Source organism: Halostagnicola larsenii XH-48, assembly GCF_000517625.1.
Lineage (GTDB): Archaea > Halobacteriota > Halobacteria > Halobacteriales > Natrialbaceae > Halostagnicola > Halostagnicola larsenii.
Genome location: NZ_CP007057.1, coordinates 1 through 19,899, shown reverse-complemented (window position 1 = coordinate 19,899; position 19,899 = coordinate 1). Strand labels below are relative to the sequence as shown.

16 protein-coding genes and 3 pseudogenes are annotated in these 19,899 nt (G+C 54.5%); 7 read left to right on the top strand and 12 right to left on the bottom strand.

Features of this window, described 5'->3' with window-relative positions; genetic code table 11:
- Positions 1-91 precede the first annotated feature (91 nt).
- Entirely contained in the window at positions 92-415 is a 324-nt protein-coding gene (locus HALLA_RS21720) for a hypothetical protein (RefSeq protein WP_049954615.1), read from the top strand.
- Positions 416-581: 166 nt separating this feature from the next.
- Here HALLA_RS21720 and HALLA_RS21415 read toward each other — a convergent pair.
- Together HALLA_RS21415 and HALLA_RS16485 are read right to left on the bottom strand one after the other, a co-directional pair.
- A pseudogene (locus tag HALLA_RS21415) lies at positions 582-802 on the bottom strand (hypothetical protein); the annotation flags it as partial.
- Positions 803-1,049: 247 nt separating this feature from the next.
- Entirely contained in the window at positions 1,050-1,706 is a 657-nt protein-coding gene (locus HALLA_RS16485; protein WP_049954614.1) for a helix-turn-helix domain-containing protein, read from the bottom strand.
- A 177-nt stretch (positions 1,707-1,883) separates the two neighbouring features.
- Here HALLA_RS16485 and HALLA_RS16480 point away from each other — a divergent pair, with 177 nt between their 5' ends.
- Both HALLA_RS16480 and HALLA_RS16475 read left to right on the top strand, forming a co-directional pair.
- Positions 1,884-3,086, top strand: a complete 1,203-nt coding sequence (locus HALLA_RS16480; RefSeq protein WP_049954613.1) for an FAD-dependent oxidoreductase — start codon at positions 1,884-1,886, stop codon at positions 3,084-3,086.
- A gap of 245 nt (positions 3,087-3,331) precedes the next feature.
- Positions 3,332-3,529: pseudogene (locus tag HALLA_RS16475) on the top strand (hypothetical protein); the annotation flags it as partial.
- Positions 3,530-3,591: 62 nt separating this feature from the next.
- Here HALLA_RS16475 and HALLA_RS16470 read toward each other — a convergent pair.
- The 3 genes from HALLA_RS16470 to HALLA_RS16460 all read right to left on the bottom strand — a co-directional run bounded on the left by HALLA_RS16470 (position 3,592) and on the right by HALLA_RS16460 (position 6,153).
- Positions 3,592-3,801 (bottom strand): hypothetical protein, encoded by a 210-nt coding sequence (locus tag HALLA_RS16470; protein WP_049954611.1) that lies wholly within the window; start codon positions 3,799-3,801, stop codon positions 3,592-3,594.
- Positions 3,798-5,348 carry a TrkH family potassium uptake protein gene (locus HALLA_RS16465; protein ID WP_049954610.1) on the bottom strand — a complete coding sequence of 517 codons (1,551 nt, stop codon included), beginning with the start codon at positions 5,346-5,348 and terminating at the stop codon, positions 3,798-3,800. Before HALLA_RS16465 ends, HALLA_RS16470 begins: the two co-directional genes overlap by 4 nt.
- A gap of 118 nt (positions 5,349-5,466) precedes the next feature.
- A complete protein-coding gene (locus HALLA_RS16460; RefSeq protein WP_049954917.1) occupies positions 5,467-6,153 on the bottom strand; it encodes a potassium channel family protein in 687 nt (228 codons plus the stop codon).
- 243 nt (positions 6,154-6,396) lie between these two features.
- Here HALLA_RS16460 and HALLA_RS20145 point away from each other — a divergent pair, with 243 nt between their 5' ends.
- On the top strand, positions 6,397-6,753 hold the full coding sequence (locus HALLA_RS20145; protein ID WP_084569081.1) for a hypothetical protein: 357 nt from the start codon (positions 6,397-6,399) through the stop codon (positions 6,751-6,753).
- Positions 6,754-6,993: 240 nt separating this feature from the next.
- On the opposite strand, the gene HALLA_RS16455 is transcribed toward HALLA_RS20145, so the two are convergent.
- On the bottom strand, positions 6,994-7,752 hold the full coding sequence (locus HALLA_RS16455) for an Lrp/AsnC family transcriptional regulator (protein ID WP_049954609.1): 759 nt from the start codon (positions 7,750-7,752) through the stop codon (positions 6,994-6,996).
- A gap of 133 nt (positions 7,753-7,885) precedes the next feature.
- Here HALLA_RS16455 and HALLA_RS16450 point away from each other — a divergent pair, with 133 nt between their 5' ends.
- The gene (locus HALLA_RS16450; RefSeq protein ID WP_049954608.1) at positions 7,886-10,162 is read left to right on the top strand and encodes an amino acid permease; all 2,277 of its coding nucleotides are present in this window, start codon (positions 7,886-7,888) and stop codon (positions 10,160-10,162) included.
- 27 nt (positions 10,163-10,189) lie between these two features.
- Here the strand turns inward: HALLA_RS16450 and HALLA_RS16445 are convergent, their stop codons facing one another.
- The 5 genes from HALLA_RS16445 to HALLA_RS16420 all read right to left on the bottom strand — a co-directional run bounded on the left by HALLA_RS16445 (position 10,190) and on the right by HALLA_RS16420 (position 15,306).
- Positions 10,190-10,630: a universal stress protein gene (locus HALLA_RS16445; RefSeq protein WP_049954607.1), complete on the bottom strand. Its 441-nt coding sequence runs from the start codon at positions 10,628-10,630 to the stop codon at positions 10,190-10,192.
- Between the two features lie 477 nt (positions 10,631-11,107).
- Positions 11,108-12,124, bottom strand: a complete 1,017-nt coding sequence (locus HALLA_RS16435; protein WP_049954605.1) for an ABC transporter ATP-binding protein — start codon at positions 12,122-12,124, stop codon at positions 11,108-11,110.
- 142 nt (positions 12,125-12,266) lie between these two features.
- Positions 12,267-13,232, bottom strand: coding sequence for an ABC transporter permease (locus HALLA_RS16430; RefSeq protein WP_049954604.1), 966 nt, complete (start codon positions 13,230-13,232; stop codon positions 12,267-12,269).
- Between the two features lies 1 nt (position 13,233).
- The gene (locus HALLA_RS16425) at positions 13,234-14,157 is read right to left on the bottom strand and encodes an ABC transporter permease (RefSeq protein ID WP_049954603.1); all 924 of its coding nucleotides are present in this window, start codon (positions 14,155-14,157) and stop codon (positions 13,234-13,236) included.
- A gap of 6 nt (positions 14,158-14,163) precedes the next feature.
- Complete coding sequence (locus HALLA_RS16420; protein WP_049954916.1) at positions 14,164-15,306, bottom strand: extracellular solute-binding protein; 1,143 nt, start codon at positions 15,304-15,306, stop codon at positions 14,164-14,166.
- 765 nt (positions 15,307-16,071) lie between these two features.
- On the opposite strand from HALLA_RS16420, the gene HALLA_RS16410 reads away from it, so the two are divergent.
- Both HALLA_RS16410 and HALLA_RS21410 read left to right on the top strand, forming a co-directional pair.
- The gene (locus HALLA_RS16410) at positions 16,072-16,752 is read left to right on the top strand and encodes a helix-turn-helix domain-containing protein (RefSeq protein WP_049954601.1); all 681 of its coding nucleotides are present in this window, start codon (positions 16,072-16,074) and stop codon (positions 16,750-16,752) included.
- A 62-nt stretch (positions 16,753-16,814) separates the two neighbouring features.
- Positions 16,815-17,024 (top strand): annotated as a pseudogene (locus tag HALLA_RS21410) (hypothetical protein); the annotation flags it as partial.
- A gap of 89 nt (positions 17,025-17,113) precedes the next feature.
- Here HALLA_RS21410 and HALLA_RS16405 read toward each other — a convergent pair.
- Positions 17,114-18,388, bottom strand: coding sequence for an orc1/cdc6 family replication initiation protein (locus tag HALLA_RS16405; RefSeq protein ID WP_157231438.1), 1,275 nt, complete (start codon positions 18,386-18,388; stop codon positions 17,114-17,116).
- Positions 18,389-19,899 lie beyond the last annotated feature (1,511 nt).

Genomic DNA, 19,899 nt, shown 5'->3' with positions numbered 1-19,899 from the left:
AACCTGCCCGTCCACAACCCCTTTTGTTTTCGCTACCAGCGTATTGCCGGCATCAATTTTAGATGAGCCTGTACGATGAGAATCATACGCTATGGCTCGCGAGACAGCACCGCCCTCCCGAGAGGAGATTGAAGAGCGCATTCAACAGATCGGAAAATACTCCCGCGCAGTCCGTATAGGATTGATGATTATACTAATTGCGTTTCTGTTAGCCATTGGTGTCGTCCTTCCCGCAAATCTTGAGAGCCCATCACAAGCGATCGAGTCGATACTTATGCCGCTTACGTTCGTCGGATTGGGTACCATCCTGTACGGAATCGGAATGCACCTACACTTGATGCATTTGAATCTCGTCCGCCAGTTACAGCCCGAACCGACAGACAACCACCGATCAGCTCCTGGCTCAGATGACTGATTTCGAGCGAAACGCGTCCTGAATACGCCCTGTTTGCAGTCGTAGTTGCCGTTCAGTACAGGTCGAGTAGTTATTGGAGCAACAATCGATCCCACCGTTACCTGTCAAAAACAGCGTGCTAATGTGACATCCTCCTTGCCGTAAACAGAGAGGGAACTTCGGTCCCTTAGGCAGTCGGGCGTCGCCCGACGAAGGCGAGGTCGTCCGAGAGAGCGAAGGTCTCTCGAACAACTCCGAAACTCCTGTTTCGACGGGGTTACTTGCAGACACGCGCTGAAAATCATCGGTGCCCGTAGCGGTGACAGTCTCCACAGACGTGTCTTCGAGACATTCCGGCCGTAATTCAGAAAAGCCGCGTTGCAAGACGTTCAGCGCCGTCGCAAAATCGTACACGATTTTGCTGCTCATTAGACTGCGTCTGACGACCGCATTTACAGTACTATCGTCTCGAACCCCCACACGACGAATAGAAGTATCCCCTGAACCAATCCTCGAGAGATTCCAAGCGATATTAGGTCAGGGTCGAGCGAGAATTACTACAAAGAATGCACCCCCCAGCTGAATTGATCGTTGGTTAGATGGCTGCATGCGATCGAATGCCGTGAGGAGAGATACCGACTCCGATCCGCTCGTCTCAATGAACGAGGGTCTCGAATACGCGCTCTTCGACTTTGCGGAGATGGTCACCAACGGTCGTGGGGGCGATTCCGACTATCGCTGCCACGTCATCAAGCGTCGACTCCCGGGGAATGCTGTAGTATCCTGCTTTGACGGCCGTCTCAAGTACCTCCTGCTGGCGAGTCGTTAACAGCCGTGTGAACGATGCTTCGTCAGGTTTGTACTCACCCGTTTCGATGACTTCGAACGTAACTGGGAGTTGTTCTCCACTGTCTTGGACAAATTCCTGAAAGGCCGAGTCGGTCCCCAAGTACGACACTTGGAACGATCCATCAGCGTTGAAGTAGATCGGCGTCTCGATGATGAGATCCGACTCACGTTGTCGTTTCAGCATCCGACGAGTCAGGTCGGTCGGTTCAAACTGACTGACTGCCATCCATCGATCCTCGCCGGACACGAGATAATCGATGACGAACTTCGAGTTTTCCATTATCTCCTCATACCGCTCCCGGTCGCCGCTTCCCTCGGCGAATAACAGGATGGTCCCATTGGCCAATAGCTCGACGTTGCGAATCGCTTCTCGAGTGATCGACGGCTCGTCCACGAGCTGTTCTGCAAGCGGATGAAACGCTCCATTATCAGCCGGCCGAATATGGATCGTGAGATACCGCATTAGTGTACGATTATCCGTGGTACCTGATAAAGACGTGTAAATATTCAGCAGTCGACGTTTCATGACTCTCCTCGAATCGAGAGGTATGAAGCCTTCCCGAATGGCTGTCCGGTCCAATAGAGTAGTAATGACGCTAGGTGTTCAATTTGTCATGGCCGAGTCAGGACTGAGATACTGATGGTGCGAGCGAAACCTGAGGTTGCGATCGTCGGTGGCGGCATCTGTGGTCTTACCACGGCCCTCGCGTTCGAGCAACGAGGCTGGACGCCGACAGTCTACGAAGCCGCGTCCGAATATCGGCCCATTGGTGCTGGACTGTTACTACAGACGAATGCGCTCCTCGTCTTCGATCGACTCGGGATAGCCGACCGTATCCGCACTGCAGGGGTCCCCCTCAGCGACAGTCTGATTCGTTCCTCTAGCGGTCGCGTTCTCAATCGATTCGATCTTAATCAGGTCGAGCGGAGCCAGTTCGGGTACGGGTTCGTCGCGATCCACCGTGCCGAACTCCAGCGAATACTCCTCGAAGAACTCGATATCGAGATTCGCACTGGAATGGCGTGTGAAACAGTCTGCAACACCGACCCACCGATGGCTCGATTCGCCGACGGAACGCACATTCAGCCGGATATCCTTATCGGGGCTGACGGCATCGACTCCTCGGTCCGAGACGTGATCGCTGCGGGTATCGAACCGCAAGCACTGGAGAGTATCGTCTACCGAGCTGTCACCACAGTCGACCTACCCGAGGCATACCGTTCTCAGGGAGTCGAAATTTGGGGGAACGGGACCTACACTGGCGGAGCACCAATCGACGCTGATCGGTTCTACTGGTTCGCAACAGCACCCGGACCCGCACCAGCCGATTCGACTGGCCCTGTGGACACAATTGCGGCGCTTCGTAACCGATACGCCGACTATCCGGAGCCGATTCCCACCGTGGTCGGTTCTCTTGATGCTGACGAAGTCTTCGTCACTGGCCTCAGGGACATCCCCTCCTTAGAGACATGGTCTTGTGGATCGGTTGTTATTGCCGGAGACGCAGCCCATGGGATGTTACCGTTCGCAGGTCAGGGGGCGGCACAGGCCATCGAGGACGCACTTGCGTTGGTGCACGCGCTGGACATGCAAGACGGTCCCACGACAGCGTTTGAGGAGTTCGAAACCAAGCGAAAACCGAGAGCGGACAGGATTCGGTCCGAATCCCACCGGCTCGGAATGCTCGGGTTGGTGCAATCAAGCGTCGGCATTCGAGCACGCAATCTCGCTGTCAAGTTGCTTCCTGGAACTATTTTCCGTTGGTTTCGCCGTCGCAGAGCGGCTCAGACCTCGCTCCCTGAACCGACAACACCCACCGAACCGGCCGACATTTCCACCTGATGCAGACATTCCTGAAACCCTCGTTCGAATCAGATCTTCGAACCTGAAGATGCCACCTACACACTGATCCAACTACGAGATCGGGGCTACTTCGATGAAGTTGATGGTGGATTTCGTATAATGATTGTGGATTATTCTCTCGAGAGATGACTTGATAGTCAACGATTCACAATAACGAATGATCGCAGCTTTCATATTATATTATGGGTTTAAAATTTATTAAACCAGCATCAATATAAGGCTCGATGGTAGAACACACACGAACACTGGATTTCAAAATCGCGTTCGCCATTGGACTGGGAGCGATAATTGCAGCGGGCATCTTCTCGCTGTCCGGGGCCGCTGTTGCGATGATCGAGTCGAGTGCCGTCATCGGATTCATAATTGCTGTCCCCGTCGCAGGCATCACCGCTGCTAGCTACTCTGAATTCGCTTCCATCTATAGATTTTTGGCTCAAATGACTGTTTTCTCTCAGAGGCATTGGTTACCTACTTCTAACCAGTTTCACGAGCCCCTATGAGCCCCCCGATACAGGACGTAGCCAACAAAACTCGAGAGATACGCGACTGTAATGATCGTCGTAAGCGCCGATCGTCCGACGATGGCGATGAGGACGATGATAATCGGGCCAAGAAGTAACAGCGAGTCGAACACCTGATCTTCAGCCCCGCCCTCGAAGGGATCGCCGACGTTCGGGAGGTCACCGATTCTCATCGGTACAGCCCTCCACGGTCGAAAATCGTCCGTAACGTAACGAGCACGGGAATGATTTCAAGCCGTCCAATCCACATATTGAACAGGAACATGATTTTACCGGGCGTCGGGAGCGATTCTGGACCAGTGATGCCCGCAGAAAGACCGACGTTGCCCTGAGCGCTGGCAACCTCGAAGATCACGTTCTCGAGGGCGTACTCACCCTGTGGGAGGATCAAGAGGAGGACAAAGGTACCGATGGCGAGAAAGACGAACCAGAGGAAGCCGATGATCGCTGCTTCTTCGAACTCCTGCCGGACTTCCTGTTCGTTGAGGCGCCGACCGTTGATTTTCAGCCGTCGGACAGCTGAGTCGGGATAGAACACCTCGGAGATACGAAAACGGATGCCCTTCAACAGCGTGAGCGACCGAACCAGTTTGATTCCGCCGGCTGTCGATCCGGCTGCGCCACCAACGATCATTCCGAAGACCACTGTGAGCTGTGCTTGCGCCGGCCACCGACCAAGTGCCACGTTAGTCGTGTCGACGGCGGTTTGGAAGCCGGCACAGGTCGCCGCTGAAACGAACTGAAATGAGCCGTAGCGAAACGCCGAAAACAGCGTGTCGTACGTCTCAGTGGCATAGATTATTCCGGAGAGGACGATCGTTCCAATGCCCATGTAAATAAACACCCACCGAGTCTGGAGGTCCGTATAGAAGTTTCGAAGGTCTCCTTGTAAGATGAGATAGTGGACCGGAAACGCGATACTGCCGAGCAACATGACTGGCAGGAGTGCGAAGTCGATAGCGGCACTATCGTAGGTGGCAATCGAGTTGTCCGTGATCGAAAATCCGCCGGTCGAAAGGCCCGTCATCCCATGATTGATCGCCCCCCAGATCGGCATGCCAACAGCCCACAGCAGTAAGATCGAGACAAATGTAAACAGCAGGAAGATCCACCAGATCGTCTGTACTGTCGAGACAATACTGGGATGAATTCGTTCGGAGCGGGCTTCGCTTTCATAGAGAGTTAACGAACCGCTTCCGGGGCGCGCGAGAATCGCCGTCGTGAGGACGATCACGCCAACACCGCCAACCCACTCGGTGAACGACCGCCACCACTGCAGCGTTCGCGGCAAGACCTCCTCGTTGTCCGTCATCGTTAATCCGGTCCCAGTAAAACCGCTCATGCTCTCGAATACAGCATTGAGCGGATCGGTGAACGCTGCGAGCGTCGACGTCTGTGCCGGTATTCCGAGTGCTGCAGGCGCGAGTTCAGCCGTCCATGAGATAAGGAAGAACGGCAGCGAGCCGAAGAGTGCGACGCAGAACCATCCCATCGCGGCGATGATCATCCCGTGTAGTTTCCCAGGCTGAGCCGCACCACTGAACCGCGATGTCAAAACGTAACCGATAGCAAACGGCAGCACTCCGGAGACCAACAATGCGGGTATTGTCCAGTACTCGCCCCAAATGAGTGAGACGAGTACGGAAACGAACAATAACCCAGCCAATGCCTGGAATATTCGTCCAAGATCCCGCCCGATCGTTTCTACCGCTCCGTTCATCTATCGCCAACTGCCTCCTCAGGATGCATATACACGTCGAAATGTCCATACTCGGTTACGCCGTCTCGGTGAGCGTCACAGCGGGCAGGTACGTGTGGGTAGGCGGGCATTTCGAGCGTTATTTCGTCTGATCTTTCTGGTGCCCGAATACGTCTGTGAGTTCCGGCGTGGCACCGAATCCCGAATAGACCGTCAGTAGATCCCCAGTATGGATCTTCGTATCTCCCTGTGGGGTTAGCGGAGGATCTTGTCCTTCGCGTTCGATCGCAACGATCAGGACATCGTCAGGGAGGACCCCCTCATCTGCTGCCTCGAAGATCGTCTTTCCAGCGATTGGTGCGTTTTCACTTACCGTGATTTCGAACACTTCCGCCTGCTCGCCGATTCGCATGTAGTCAACGATTGCCGGGCGCGCCACTGACCGATACAGGTATTCGGCGATGAGTTCCTGCGGGTTCTCCATTGTGTTGACCCCGATCTGGCGGAACACGTTCATATGTTCAGGGTCGTGAACGACCGAGACGATTGCGGGAACATCGTGTTCCTGTGCGAGCAGACACACCATGATGTTGGTCGCGTCCCGATCAGTCGTACTGATAAGCGCATCAGCTTTCCCGATCCCGGCATCGATGAGCGCTTCGTGGGCCGTGGCGTCATCGTTGAGGATCAAACAATCATATTCACCAGCGGCATGATCCGCGCGTTTGGGATCGTTCTCGATAACGACGACCTCGTTTCCTGATTGGGTCGCAATATCAATCAGCGGGATACCAATATCGCCCGCACCCACGATGATAATGTACATCATCTCGGTTTTGTCGCGTCTCCGGTGAAAATATACCGCTTTGGAAGAGACGAATTAGGGCCTCAAGTCTCAGTTGGGGCGGTTTGATTGATACCCGCGGCCTTACGGCAAGTTACGGAGAAAACCCCATCCTCTAAAGAAGACGAGTCCTACAATCCTTTGTCACTCTCACCATTCAATCACAGACCGTAGTCTGGTCTATGCATCCTGAGATATATGTGGTGTCATCACCAATTTTCTACCATGAGTGATCCATCGGATACGCCAAGTCCACCCACTGACCTCCCCGGCGACGTCGCTACAACCTTACAGGAGATGGACATCCACGACCTTCGAGAAACGATCATTTACGCCCAAGAGTTACTCCACACTCACAATGCACCACTACTACAGATCGAACCGTTTCCGGGGGAGGAGATCGTGGAAATAACTGAGCATCCTGGGTATACAGAAGTGGTGAAACGACAACCTTGTGGGAATGATTGCGAAGACTGTCCTCATGGTCCGTACGCCTATCACGTCACGCGTGAACGGCATCCCGATGGGAAAGAAGAGTTACATTGGGTGCTACTGGGCCGCGATAAATCTATGGATGAGTGAAGCACCCCATCCGAGGTAAACGTCAGAGGTAGCGCTTGATTTCGGATGAATATCTTTTGACTCGCCCTCAAGCGATTCACTTGCTTGGTTACTCCGATTTCGAACTCTTGGATTTGGCGGCGTTCGATTCCGTTCACCGAGCGTAGGCTGTCAGAACTGGACCAGTTTCGATTTATATTTACCATTACTGTGCACGAGCCTTTCGAACGACGCGACTGCCAGTTGATAGATGCCAAACCGTCACCGCTGAGCCGTTTCTTCAGCAGTGAATGCATCAAGGACAGTATCAGTGTCTCCACGCTGGGAGAGCACGGTCACGATGTCATCTGGTTCAATAACAGTTGTTCCATGGGGCGTCAACACGCGATTGTCGCGTTCGATCGCGATAACCAACGAGTCGGCATCAAGAACTGCGTTCTCAACTGCCTCTTCAAGGGTATGATCTACGATCGGGGCCTCGGTTTCGACAGTTATATCGACGACATTTGCTTCACCAGCGAGGCTAATGATGTCTGTTACTTTTGATAGTGAAGCTTCTTCATCGGGGCCAAACGCCGAATAGGGACTATGTGTTTCTGACTCCACAAGCGTCTCGTCTTCGATCTCGATACCGAGCCGTGAGAGTGCTCGAGTGATCCGCCTCAGTTGTGCAGTGTCCTCTCCAACCGCCATGATATGGAGATTGCGACGACCAGTCATCAACTGACGAACGTTGATAACACCGGGAATACCACTGGCTTCCTGTGCGAGCGCATTCCGTTCGGAGACTGGTGCATTGCAAATGTAGAGGTTTGTCAAGTGACCATCCGCTTGTTCAAAATCGATCTCTGCGGTATACGTAGAAATAATACTATGCGCCTCAAGTTGCGCAATTCGATTTCGGATCGTTCCTGCAGAAACATTAACCTCTGCAGCAATAGTAGGTGCAGATGTATTTCGGGCATCATTCATCAATTCGTAAATAATGCGCCGATCAATTTCGTCAAGTCGATAGTCCATGCCAGCTATCTAGCAGCGTGATACTTTATAACGATGGTGCGTATATTACTCATTGAGCAATTATTGGCCCTGTATATTCGGGATTCCGCAATTCTATCGGTGTTGTTATATGGAGGGTATTCAATACCCCAGTATGAGCCACGGCGAGAGTGATGAGGAACTCGCGAAAGATCTAGGCCTCATCTCTGCGATGACTATCGGTATCGGAACGATGATCGGCGCCGGGATTTTCGTTCTACCCGGTGTTGCCGCCAACACAGCAGGGCCAATCGTCGTCGTTTCATTCATTGTTGGGGGGTTGGTTGCAATGGTAAACGCGTTATCAGTCTCTGAGCTTGGGACTGCGATGCCAAAAGCTGGGGGCGGATACTACTATATTAACAAGGCGCTCGGGCCGATGTTCGGGTCGATCGCTGGCATGGGTGACTGGATGGGACTTGCATTCGCCTCTGCGTTCTACTGCATTGGATTCGGCCAGTATCTCGTTGAATTCGTTTCGCTCCCTGGGGTTGCGTTTCTCACACCGATCCAGTTGGGTGCACTCATCGCCGGTGGGGTTTTCGTCGGTATCAACTACATCGGTGCCAAAGAAACTGGAGGCATCCAGACGGTCATCGTGTTTACGCTGCTCGCGATCCTCACGGTGTTCGCTTTTGCGGGCTTTACTTCGTTCGACTATTCAACTTTACTCGCTGAGGGCGGGTTTGCGCCGTTCGGTGTAGGGGCGATTCTACCAGCGACTGCGCTCGTGTTCGTTTCGTTCCTTGGCTATGCGAAAATCGCGACCGTCGCCGAAGAGTTACAGAATCCTGGTCGAAATCTTCCAATCGCTATCATCGGTAGTGTCGCAATCGTCACGGTCATTTATGGGGTGCTCGTGACGACCATGCTTGGCGTTATTCCGTGGCCCGACCTCAGTCAGGACGCCCCAGTCGCTCAGGCGGCCGAAGTCGCGTTTCCGTCCTCACTGGGACCAATCGGGGGAGTCGCTGCCGGGGCAGTGGCAGTGATGACCGTTGGCGCACTGCTGGCAACAGCGTCGTCGGCGAACGCCTCCATCCTGGCGTCGGCTCGTATCAATTTCGCGATGGGCCGTGACAAAATCGTCACCAACTGGCTCAACGAGATCCATCCCCAATTTGCGACACCATATCGATCAATTATCGTCACCGGTGGGCTAATCATCGTCTTTATCGCGTTGCTCGGGCAAGAGATAGAAATCCTCGCGAAAGCGGCGAGCGTCTTGCATCTGATCGTCTATGCGCTGATGAACGTCGCACTTATCATCTTTCGCGAGGCGGACGTTCCGGAGTACGATCCGGAGTTCCGAGTCCCGTTCTATCCCATCACGCCAATTCTCGGGGCAGTTCTCTCGCTCGGGCTCGTTGCCTTCATGGATACTTACGAAATCGCGCTGGCCGCCGCGTTCGTTCTAGCCGCAATTCTCTGGTACTTCGTATACGCACGCCACAAGACGACTCGAGACGGCGTTCTCTTCGATTACATTCACCACCGAGGAGACCAACTCCCGAATCGGGTCGTTAGTGCCGCTGAGACAGTCGAATCGAAGGGACGTAACGGACCGACTATCATGGTCGCAGTTGCGAATCCGCGGACCGAAAGCGCTCTGATTAGCATCGCGAGTGCACTCGCAAAATACAGCGGTGGCCGCGTTCTCGCGACTCATATCGTTACTGTCCCCGATCAGACCTCGCTCGAGGCCGCTGCGGAGAACCGCGCAGACCTCGACGCCGCTTCAGAGACTCTGCTCGAGGCTGCCAAACGAGATGCAGCGTCGTTTGATGTCCCAATCGAAACGAAAACGATCCTCTCGCATCGAGGATTCGATGAGGTGTACGATGCCGCGCAGTCTAACGATGCCGATACGGTCGTGATGGGCTATGGCGGTGCTCGATTCACAGGCGGCCGTGCGGAAAGTGCTCTCGACGAGTTGACGCACAACCTGCCGTGTGACTTTCTCGTGTTCGAGGGGGCGGAATTCGATCCGTCGAGTATCCTCGTTCCGACGGCTGGCGGAGCGTCGTCCGACCTCTCTGCTGAGGTGGCCCTCGCACTCGCCGACATGAACGACGTTGAAGTGTCGCTGTTACATGTCGTCGACGAGGGCGAACAAGCAGAGGGGCGAGCGTTCCTCCGCGAGTGGGCTAATGGTCACCAGTTGTCGACTGCCGATTTGCGTGTCGAGACGGGCGATCCAGAGGCTACGATCGAACGTCTAAGCGCCGATCACGATCTCGTCATCCTCGGGGCGACAGAGCAAGGGCTCCTGTCGCGTATCGTCGAGGGATCGCTCGTGTTCAACATTCTCGACGATTTAGACACATCAGTGCTCTTGACTGAACGGCCGTCGTCGCGGTCGCTTCGAGACCGCCTCTTCGGGCGTCGGTGAAATAGTTTCTAGTGACGGCTGTTCTGTTCACTCGTCTGATGTCGGCTCTGGCAATGCGATAACGGGTCGGTCCGCATTGGTCACGAGCTTGAGCGTTAGATCGCCCGAAAGGAATTGCATGAGTCGATTCCCACCGCGCGTGCGGTAAGCGATGGCACTCGCATCGACCTCATCGGCCACCTCGAAGATCGCTCCAACGATGTCTCGAGCATACGCAGTAGTATCGTCCGCATCGGGGAACGTTTGGCGAACAGCGGCGAACGATTGTTCCGCGATTTCCCGCGATTGCTCGACCGGTTTTTTGTCTGGAACACCTTCTCCTTTCTCGACGACGTGAAGCGTCGTTACCTGTTCGGGATCGTACGGCTCGAGCGCCAGTGCCGTCGTTGCTGCGTCATCCTCGTTTGCGACTGGGAGTAGAACGTTCTCGAGAAGCGCGCGATTGGAGGTTGTATGATCACTACTCATAGCAGAATATGGGTGGACGATTCGTATAATTATTCGGTGGTTCAGTAGATAGTAGTTCTCTAAGCAGACTCACTATCGCTGATTTCGTTCGTAGCGTTCCTGTTGAAATTTTTCAAGTCGATACTGAACACCCCATAGGACCCACGCCAAAATACCGGCAGTGCTAATGAGCAACTCCCACCGGAGTAGAGAGGAATCGGTGACCGCTGTGATGGCAAGATTCGAGAAGATCCATAGAACAACGACAAAGAGGATCTGGTCCATGGATTTCGGTGCAATTACCTCTTGGAAACCCATTAAGGGAGATTGTTTCTCAAAGGTCATAAAGTTACTAGTCAATTCAACCCCAAGTGAGTATAGTATTTTCAACCACTAATTGGGATGTTTCGACTCTCGATGGCAGGAACCAAACATGGTTTCAAACCCATTCGCGGTTAGAAACCACGTCTCGGGTTCTGCTGACACTGTACGCCGTACTCACTCGAGGAGATGTATCCTGGTGTCATCAATCGAGAGTGAGACGGTCTCTCCGGGTTGGTATGTCTCCATGCCGTCGGCGTGCAGTGTGACATTCGTTCCATCGGGTACTCTCGCTGTCAGCCGCGTTCGATCACCGAGGTAGGTTACGTTCGTCACCTCTGCACTGATCGGTCCCGTATCTCCGAGATCAAACGCTTTGGGTCGTGCTGCAAGCGTGACGGTACCACTTGTCGGCACCTCGAGTCCGAGTTCCGTGAATCCCAGGTCGACGTGGCCGTTTTCGGCAGTCCCCTCGAGTAACGTCGAACTGCCGATGAAGTTCGCGACAAAGGAATTGGTCGGGTAGCGGTAGATCTCCGCCGGCGTCCCGACCTGTTCGACAGTGCCGTCGTTGAGGACGGCGATCCGGTCGCACATTGCCATCGCCTCCTCCTGATCGTGGGTGACGTAGAGGGCGGTCACCTCGAGATCCGCAAGTAGACCGGTGATTTCCTCGCGAAGGCGCGTTTTCAGTTCCGCGTCGAGACCAGTCATCGGCTCATCGAGCAAGAGTACGTGCGGTTCGATCGCGAGCGCTCGAGCGAGCCCAACGCGTTGCTGTTGGCCGCCCGACAACGTCGTCGGCCGGCGGTCGGCCAGTTCGCCGATGTCGAGCAAGGCAAGCAGTTCGTCGGCCCGGTCGCGGCGCTCGTCTTTCGGGGCGCCCTGCATCTTCGGCCCGAACGCGACGTTCTCTCGGACGGTCATGGTATCGAACAGGGCATACGATTGAAAGACCAACCCGGTGTTTCGTTCCTCCGGCGGGACATGGGTAACGTCGACTCCATCGAACAGCACCCGGCCGTGGGTCGGCGTTTCAAAGCCGGCGATGGTCCGCAGCGTCGTCGTCTTCCCGCAGCCAGAGGGACCGACGATTCCGAGGATCTCGCCATCCCGGATAGTCAGGTCGATCCCGTCGACGGCCACCTCGTCGCCGTAGGTTTTCGTCAGCGCTTCGAGGGTGACGTCGCTCACGGTCGGACACCTCCCGATGCCATGGTGGGCCAAAGTGAGTGACTTGGTCCGGTACCGGACCAAAGGGGCTGACTCGATCCCGTGACATGCCAAAGCGGGCGAGCGATTCGATACGGTTTTCGATCGTCAGTGTGTCGCTGTGTCATCGTTTTGCGGTCGAGAATCCTCGATTGCCGAGCAGTTGGAGGACGAGTATTGCGGCCACGACGATCACGAAGTAGACCGATACGGCCCCCGCCGATTGAAGGTGCGTCGCGTTCGAGATGTTCCGGTAGAGGAAGATCGCGAACGGATCCGGACTCCCGCTCGCAACCATGTACGTGAAGTTGAACTCCGCGGCCGCGAGCGTCCAGGTGATGATACAGCCGGCGACGATCCCCCGTTTGGCGTGGGGAACGATGATCGTCAGAAACGTCCGCGGCCACGATGCACCTAGCGACCGCGCGCTCTCCTCGAGGCGGATCAGATCCATCGACTGAAACGAACTCTGGACCGTCAGGACCATGTACGGCGACTTGAGAAGACAGTAGCCCACGATCAACCCCAACGCCGATCGCCCGTGGTTCGGGTAGGTCTGCACGAACGCAATTCCGAGTATTAGCCCCGGAACGAGCGGCAATATTGCGAACGTGTTTACCCAGTTCCGCGCGAAAAAATCGTATCGTGCAAGCGCGTACGCGACCGGGACCCCAATTATAACGTTCAGGACCATTCCGCCGGTCGCGATCACGAGACTGAACGCAAGCCCGGGGAGCGCGTTCGTTCGCACGCCGTGATCGCCGAAGCCGAGTACCTGTCGCCAGTGCTCGAACGTAACGAACCCTCGAGGGACGACGCCGGTCGCCGACTGTGCGAACGACGAAACGAACGTTACGAGGACGGGGACGGTCAGGAACGCGACGATGATCGTGACGATACCGACCAGAATCGGGCGACCGACCACCGTCGACAGCGCCGTTCCGGACCGCGACCAGGCTTCGGCGGTGGCCGTCTCGGTAGCGCTTGCCGTCTCGGTAACGCCACCGTCTGCGCGCGGATCGACCGGTCCAGATCCGGCCGTCGACGCTGGAACGTCGTCGTTCTCATCCGGTTTCAAGGCCCCGGTCATCTCAGATCTCCACCGCATCGTTCTCGACGAAACGCAACCCGATGAACGTGAACGCGACGATGAAGACCACGTACACGATCCCGATCGCAGCCGCGATGTCCGGATTGTACGTGCCGACGCTCATCTCGTTGTGTATCTGGAGCGTGATAACCTGATGGCTCTGTAAGATCAACACGGTCCCGAAGATCGCCAGCCCGGAGCGGAACGTGAGAATTACGGATGCGACGATCCCCGGACGGATCTCGGGGAGTGTAACGTGATAGAACGTCTGCCATCGGCTCGCTCCGAGCGTGCGTGCTGCCTCTTCGGCCTGCGTGTTGATCTCCGCGTAAGTCCCGCGCAACACCATCGTCGCCCGCGGGAGCAGCGAGTAGACGAACCCGAGAAAGAGGCCGGTGATCGCGGTTGCGGTCGCGAGTTCGAGCGGCGCCCCGCCCGTCGCAACGCTGATCGCGTTCGTCACCAATCCCTGCCGGCCAAGTAGGACGATTATCAGGTATGCGACGATGATCCCCGGCAGCGCGATCGGGAACGACACCGCCGCGACCACGGCTTGCTCGGCGGGGAGGTCGTACTTCTCGAGGGCGTGTGCGACGGCGACGCCGAGCGCGACGCTGACCGCCGTCGCGAGCCCGACGAACCACAGCGTGTTCCAGGCGACCCAACGGTACTCGGCGGTGGTCGCGAGCGTCTCCCAGGCCCCGAGCGACCACCCCTCCATCCAGATCGTATCCTCCGCGAGACTGATCCGGACGAGCATCACCAACGGGGCGAAGCCCGCGACGAGTGCGAGCGCGAAGAAGGGCAGACAGAGGACTACGATCCGTCGCCGTTCCCGTTCGCGCTCGGTCGTCGGCCGAACGGTCGTCGAGGTGAGCGCCGCGGCCCGACGGACCGATGCCGTCGCCGATTTCCGGACGGACATCCGCGGTCACTGCGCCCCCTGCAGTGGCGTTCGATCGACGAGCTCCTGCTGGATGTCCGTCTGATTCTCAACGAGCGTCTCCTGATCGACCGTAAACTGTGCGGCCTCGTAGGACGATTGGTCCGGGAACTCGTCGGGCTGATCGAGTTCGCTCGCCCGGATCGGACGGACGTAGGCGTCGAAGAACAGTTCCTGGCACTCATCGGTCATGACGTAATCCATGAATAGCTTCGCCGCCTCGGGATTGGGTGCGTTTCGCAACAGGGCGTAGCCGTAGGGAACGTTCATCGCGCCCGGCTCGCCGTCGGGTCCCTCGAGGATCGCCACGTCGATCTGGTCCTCGTCGAACTCGTCGTTGTTGTACTTGAGGTTCAACCCAGTGTAGTCGTATTCGACGACCGTCGAGATCTCGCCGGACGTCATCGGTCCCTCGACGTTGCGCCGGAAGTCCGCGCCGTGCTCGGCGATCTCCTCGTGGTACTCGATGACCGGATCGAGATCGTCTAGATCCCCGCCGTAGGCCCGGTTGACGGACAGTGCGGAGGCCTGGCCGTTCGCCGTGTGTGGCGGCGTGAAGGCAAGGTCCTGTGCAATATCTGGGTGTTTTAGGTCCTCCCAGGTCTCGGGGGCGTCGAGTCCCCGCTCCTCGTAGATGTCCGTCCGGTAGGTCACCGAAGTCGTCACCTGTCGCGTCGCCGTGACGTGGCCGTTTTCGGTCTTCAGATCGTCGGGAACGACGTCCCAGTTGGCCGGCTTGTAGTCGGTCGTCAGATCGTCGTTCATCGCCTGCAGGCCGAACGAGTAGCCGCCGTTGTACGCCGAGTGCGTCGGGTTCTGAGCGTTGGCGCGCATATCATCGAGCGCCTCGCCCGAAGACCCCTGTGCGTCGTACAGCGAGACGTCATACTCCGCTTCGAACGCCTCCATAACAGCCCCCCAGTTCATCCATCCGGTCTGGACGCAGTAAATCTGCAGTTCATCTGGAAACGTAGAAGCGTTGACCTCTTCTTCGTACTCGCCATAGCCAACTGTGTAGGTCTCGCCATCGCTCCCTGTCAGTTCAGCCATACACCCTGCTATCGCGAGTGACCCAGCAGTGACTCCAGTTGTGAGTACTGATCGCCGCGTCGTCCCGTTTAAATCGGACATCATCATGTACACGCCGGAGGAAATAGTAATTATCTGCTATGTTAGGTATGTTGGTCACTATACCAATATGAGATGAGACGTACTGGTCACGTGTACAATCGTATAGTATCTCCACGCTGCTTGGCGGGGCGATCGCCGACTGCTTCGAGGACAGTGATCTCCTATTCGCGATAGATTTCCCCGAGTTCGCATCCCTCATTTCGATGGAGGTCTCGAGGAGGCATATCACGGCACTCTGCTGTACCTGCTCGAGGGTCTTTCCCGATCGAATCAGCAATATTGTAAACTGTAGGATTTTGCTTTACTCTCGGTAAAACCCACGCTGAGAGGAGTTTGGGAAGGAACCGTTATCAGTTTCTCTGCCTCAGTCCCGCCCAGACACCGACGATTCCTACGGCCAATGTTATCGCACCGATGACCGTCCACTGCACTGATCTTCCAGTGATTGGTTCGCAGTCTGCGACGCACAAAATGGGATCTATCTGGATGATTCCAAGGCCTTGAACGACCCACAACATCCCGAGAAGCGCCACGATGGCACCGAGGATCGTCAATACAGTCGCTTTCGTGTTCCACGCGTGGATATTTCGAGTCGCCATCAAAGGGAGAGAGGGGCCGTTTATCCTCGGAGTTTGCGCCGAGCATGCACGTAATCTTTATAACTACCTGTACTACCACATTTGCGTGGTGGCGTCTGTAGCTCTCCAGTCTAAGATACGAAACGGGAGAACGAATAGACAACCGAGTGCGTGAACATCAACGGTAATGAGATACATAACTGTCGTCATAGCCATAGAAGAATACATTCGATCGAAGAACGATCAACAGATGCAACGAGGCGTCAACGACCCGAGAGAGGTCTGGATCGATGGCACGCTCGTAGCGACACAAGAAGCAATACAGTATCTCAATCTTCTTGATGATGGGACCGTTGTTGGGGTCGCCCGGTTCAGAGGTGATGCTGATCGGCTCGCAACGATAGAAGACGAGATTTCGAAGATCAGAACTTGCACCGTGACAGGTGGTGAGACGTGGCTGGCGTATATGCGCTACGAGCCTGACGAGCTTGAAACGGCCCTCCTTGAACGTATCAACACCGAAGCCATCAGTATCGACTGGCCGATGAGGGAGACTGATGAGGGGCTGCAAGTCACGCTCTTCGGTGAGGATGCAGCCCTCCAACAACTGATCGCTGGCTTCCCTGACGAAGTAGACGTGACTCTCGAACGCGCAGGAGAGTATCAACCACACATGAGTGACCCAGCGGGGCAACTAACCGACCGCCAGAAAGAGATCCTCCGGACAGCACTTGCTGCAGGATACTATGATATCCCTCGTCGTGCAACACAACGCGACTTAGCCGCCGAACTTGGACTTTCACGGGGAACGATTGGGGATCATCTTCGGCGGGCAGAAGCGAAGATCATCCGGTCGATAATTGTATGAAGTCAGCTTCATTTCATCTGGAGTAAATCGGCGGCATCTGCCAACCAATTTGACCAAACGTTTATGCTGAGCGAAACCTGGTTGAGTGGTTTCACACCCTCAACATGCGCATCGACCGCTTTCACAATGCCTGGGTGGGCCACAGTTACGTCAGGTTGCGCTCCCATTCTGCTCGAGTATTTCGACACGGAATTCACGTTCAGGAGTCTGTTTCCGTCTCGAGGAGGACTGCATCATGGCTAGAGAAGGGGTCCGAAGAAACACATCGATAGAGGTGTGTCTAGCTCACAAGAGAGGAAGATGGGCACGACCGAATAGAACACATCGATAGAGGTGTGCCATGCACAATAATAGTAGTGTCTCAGGAATCGGACCGGATTTGAGCCTTGACAACGCTCTCAACTTCTTCGCGCGAAACCATATCGATCCGTGAATCTTCTTGAAGCGTCTCGAGGATCGTTTCAGGGCGTTCAGCGAACTGGAACTCGAGAAACATTCCAGAACTCGGGCCGTGGCTTCGGCGCTCGAAATCGACGAGAGAGTACGTTGTCATCTCCTTCATTTTATTAACATACGTTTCTTGATGGTACTGGTCAGCGCCAATCGATTCCGTGAGGAATTGATAGACACGGTAGCCCGTCGTGCTTCGAGCGGTTTCATCGTCCGTCTCACTTGCGACCGCCGCAGTTGCGTACAGGCAAAGCTTCTTTTGCGTACTGATACCCCGGACAACTTCGAGAACCCGGTTCTTCTCGACTTTGTTTTGTGCTTCGCGAACGTGGACCTCGCGAACGCGATCGTCGCCCTCGCGTTCTGCTAGTTCGCCAGCGACTCGTATCAGATCGATTGCCTTCCGTGCATCGCCATGTGTCTGTGCTGCAAACGCTGCGACCAGTGGAATAACATCGTCATCGACAACGTTCTCGAAGAAGGCGTCTTGACGACGCCGAAGTATTGACTGGAGCTGATTTGCATCGTAATCATCAAAATGGACATCTTCCGGGGTAAACGAACTCAGGGCACGGCTACCGACAGACTCCATCATTTTTGTGTCGTTAGAAATGGCGACAACAGAGATGTGAGCGGTTAGGTCATTATTTGCACCGGCTCGAGAAAGTTGATAGAGGAGTCGAGAAAAGGCCGGTTCCTGTTTGTCTCTTCGACCAACGAGCATGTCGAGTTCGTCGAGAACGAACACTGCGGAATCGAAGTTTTCGTTGATGATTCGATAGAGTTCGTCCCACTTCTCTTTCGTCGCAACACCGTGTTTTGGGACTGTTACCTCGGAATTAGCTTCTGTTGCTGCTTCACATGCGAGTTCGTAAATAGCAACACCCAAAGTATCGAGATCTTGGCAATTCACCTCAATCGTTCCAAATCGGAGATCACGCTTTTCACATATTTGGCTAATATTCTTACAAACAGCTTTTGTGATGAGAGATTTGCCAGTCCCTGATGGACCGTAGAGAAAGAGATTTGGAGGACGGTTGTCGCCAAGGGCCACACGGAGCATTTTCGTTACTTCCTGGAGTTGCGAATCACGGCCAACGATACGGTTTTCTGAAACGACGTGATTGGGGTCGAGTAAGGAACGGTCGCGAATGAGTCCCGCCTGGTCGTCAAATTCAAGTAACATATCTTCGATCGATTTCGGATCGGTACCTGGCTCAGCATCAGGGGGAGAGGAAGGAGTCCCCTGATCAGACAAATTGCGGAAGTCATCTGCGTTCTGCTCCCCATCCTGTTCGTACTTTTTGGTGTCTGGGGGGAAATCAGACTGTTCTGCATCCGCATCATCTGAAAGTCCATCATCCCGTTGACTTTCAGAATCGTTGGCGTCCATAGCATGGTAGAGTTAGGCAAGGGACAAAAGTGTTGTTAACCTCTATCGATGTGTGATTTGGCGTTTAAACCCGTATTTTCCAAAATAAATGGAGATTTCAAAAACAGAGTATGGCGCTTAGACACGCTGGTAACGAAGTGTCTGTCCGAAGAATTTGAATCCAAATTCGATTCGAAAACGTCCTCGGAAGAAGACGAGTACTGCTTCGATGTCTCAGTATTCTATAGCTGTAGATCGTCCACGCGATTCAAGACATACAATCGCCCCCATCGAGGTGACACCCAACTCGAGAAAAACGATCGGCCCCGTCTGAAGAGAGACACCCCTCTATCGATGTGTTCGAGCATCCAAGAGAGGGGGGTTCTGACAGATGTGAGGTTCACAGGAATACCGTTGAGACGGTTAAATATAGAGATCCCTAGGTAGAGATGTCGACGTAGGATAATAGAACAGTATAGCTTCTCTTCTTTCTTCTAGCTTTCTAGACCAACACTCACACACCCCTCTATCGATGTGTTCGATGTGTTTCCTCAAATCTCTCTCGAGCTGTTGACTGGGGCTTTGAGGTTTAAATCAGTCGTAAACACAACTCTCACGATATCATGTGATATAACACCTCTATCGTCGATATTCGGTTATAGTCGATTCTTTGGGTAAGTCTGTATAATCGTGTGCTCCATAGGAACGGAGATAACACATCGATAGAGGGGTGTCTCTGCTAGTCGTTTTGCTGTATGTGGGTAATGGAGTCGTCCTCCCAACGACATCGAAGGCGAATAGGTGGAAAACAGGATTTGCAAGACCGAATTCTTGTACAAGCGAGGCTCCCTATCCCTCGCTACCCTCATCTGTCATTACTCGTCGAGAACACAGACTTCACAATAGCTAGTTGAGAGGGAAAAACACGACTGCGAGAATTGGGGGATTGTTCACCGAGTGTATCCTGAATCACAGACATTGTCACAAGACGGGCTCCTTAGTCTGACTCATCACGAATACTATCTGATCAAAACACATCGATAGAGGTGTGTGTGGGAATCCTGAAGCTCCTTTTATCGACAGTAGATATAACCAGTACTCTTCTTTCACTCACTGATACGCACTACCAACTAATCTAGGCATACATGGAAATTCATCAGGAGTCGATCCTAATTGACTAGATTGTTAGACGCATATGTGTTTGAGGGTAATTGACATTGATAGCGATAGCTACACCTGCATAGAACACTTCGATAGAGGTGTGTCTTTGATTCCACTCTATTCTCGAGGAGAAGATGTTCCTAGGCTCTCGTGTTCGGCGAGAT

Excerpts from the sequence above, each read along its gene's own strand:
- HALLA_RS21720 (WP_049954615.1), top strand. The coding sequence starts at position 92 with ATGGCTCGCGAGACAGCACCGCCCTCCCGAGAGGAGATTGAAGAGCGC.
- HALLA_RS16485 (WP_049954614.1), bottom strand. The coding sequence starts at position 1,706 with ATGCGGTATCTCACGATCCATATTCGGCCGGCTGATAATGGAGCGTTT.
- HALLA_RS16480 (WP_049954613.1), top strand. The coding sequence starts at position 1,884 with ATGGTGCGAGCGAAACCTGAGGTTGCGATCGTCGGTGGCGGCATCTGT.
- HALLA_RS16470 (WP_049954611.1), bottom strand. The coding sequence starts at position 3,801 with ATGAGAATCGGTGACCTCCCGAACGTCGGCGATCCCTTCGAGGGCGGG.
- HALLA_RS16465 (WP_049954610.1), bottom strand. The coding sequence starts at position 5,348 with ATGAACGGAGCGGTAGAAACGATCGGGCGGGATCTTGGACGAATATTC.
- HALLA_RS16460 (WP_049954917.1), bottom strand. The coding sequence starts at position 6,153 with ATGTACATTATCATCGTGGGTGCGGGCGATATTGGTATCCCGCTGATT.
- HALLA_RS20145 (WP_084569081.1), top strand. The coding sequence starts at position 6,397 with ATGAGTGATCCATCGGATACGCCAAGTCCACCCACTGACCTCCCCGGC.
- HALLA_RS16455 (WP_049954609.1), bottom strand. The coding sequence starts at position 7,752 with ATGGACTATCGACTTGACGAAATTGATCGGCGCATTATTTACGAATTG.
- HALLA_RS16450 (WP_049954608.1), top strand. The coding sequence starts at position 7,886 with ATGAGCCACGGCGAGAGTGATGAGGAACTCGCGAAAGATCTAGGCCTC.
- HALLA_RS16445 (WP_049954607.1), bottom strand. The coding sequence starts at position 10,630 with ATGAGTAGTGATCATACAACCTCCAATCGCGCGCTTCTCGAGAACGTT.
- HALLA_RS16430 (WP_049954604.1), bottom strand. The coding sequence starts at position 13,232 with ATGACCGGGGCCTTGAAACCGGATGAGAACGACGACGTTCCAGCGTCG.
- HALLA_RS16425 (WP_049954603.1), bottom strand. The coding sequence starts at position 14,157 with ATGTCCGTCCGGAAATCGGCGACGGCATCGGTCCGTCGGGCCGCGGCG.
- HALLA_RS16420 (WP_049954916.1), bottom strand. The coding sequence starts at position 15,306 with ATGTCCGATTTAAACGGGACGACGCGGCGATCAGTACTCACAACTGGA.
- HALLA_RS16410 (WP_049954601.1), top strand. The coding sequence starts at position 16,072 with ATGAGATACATAACTGTCGTCATAGCCATAGAAGAATACATTCGATCG.
- HALLA_RS16405 (WP_157231438.1), bottom strand. The coding sequence starts at position 18,388 with ATGTTACTTGAATTTGACGACCAGGCGGGACTCATTCGCGACCGTTCC.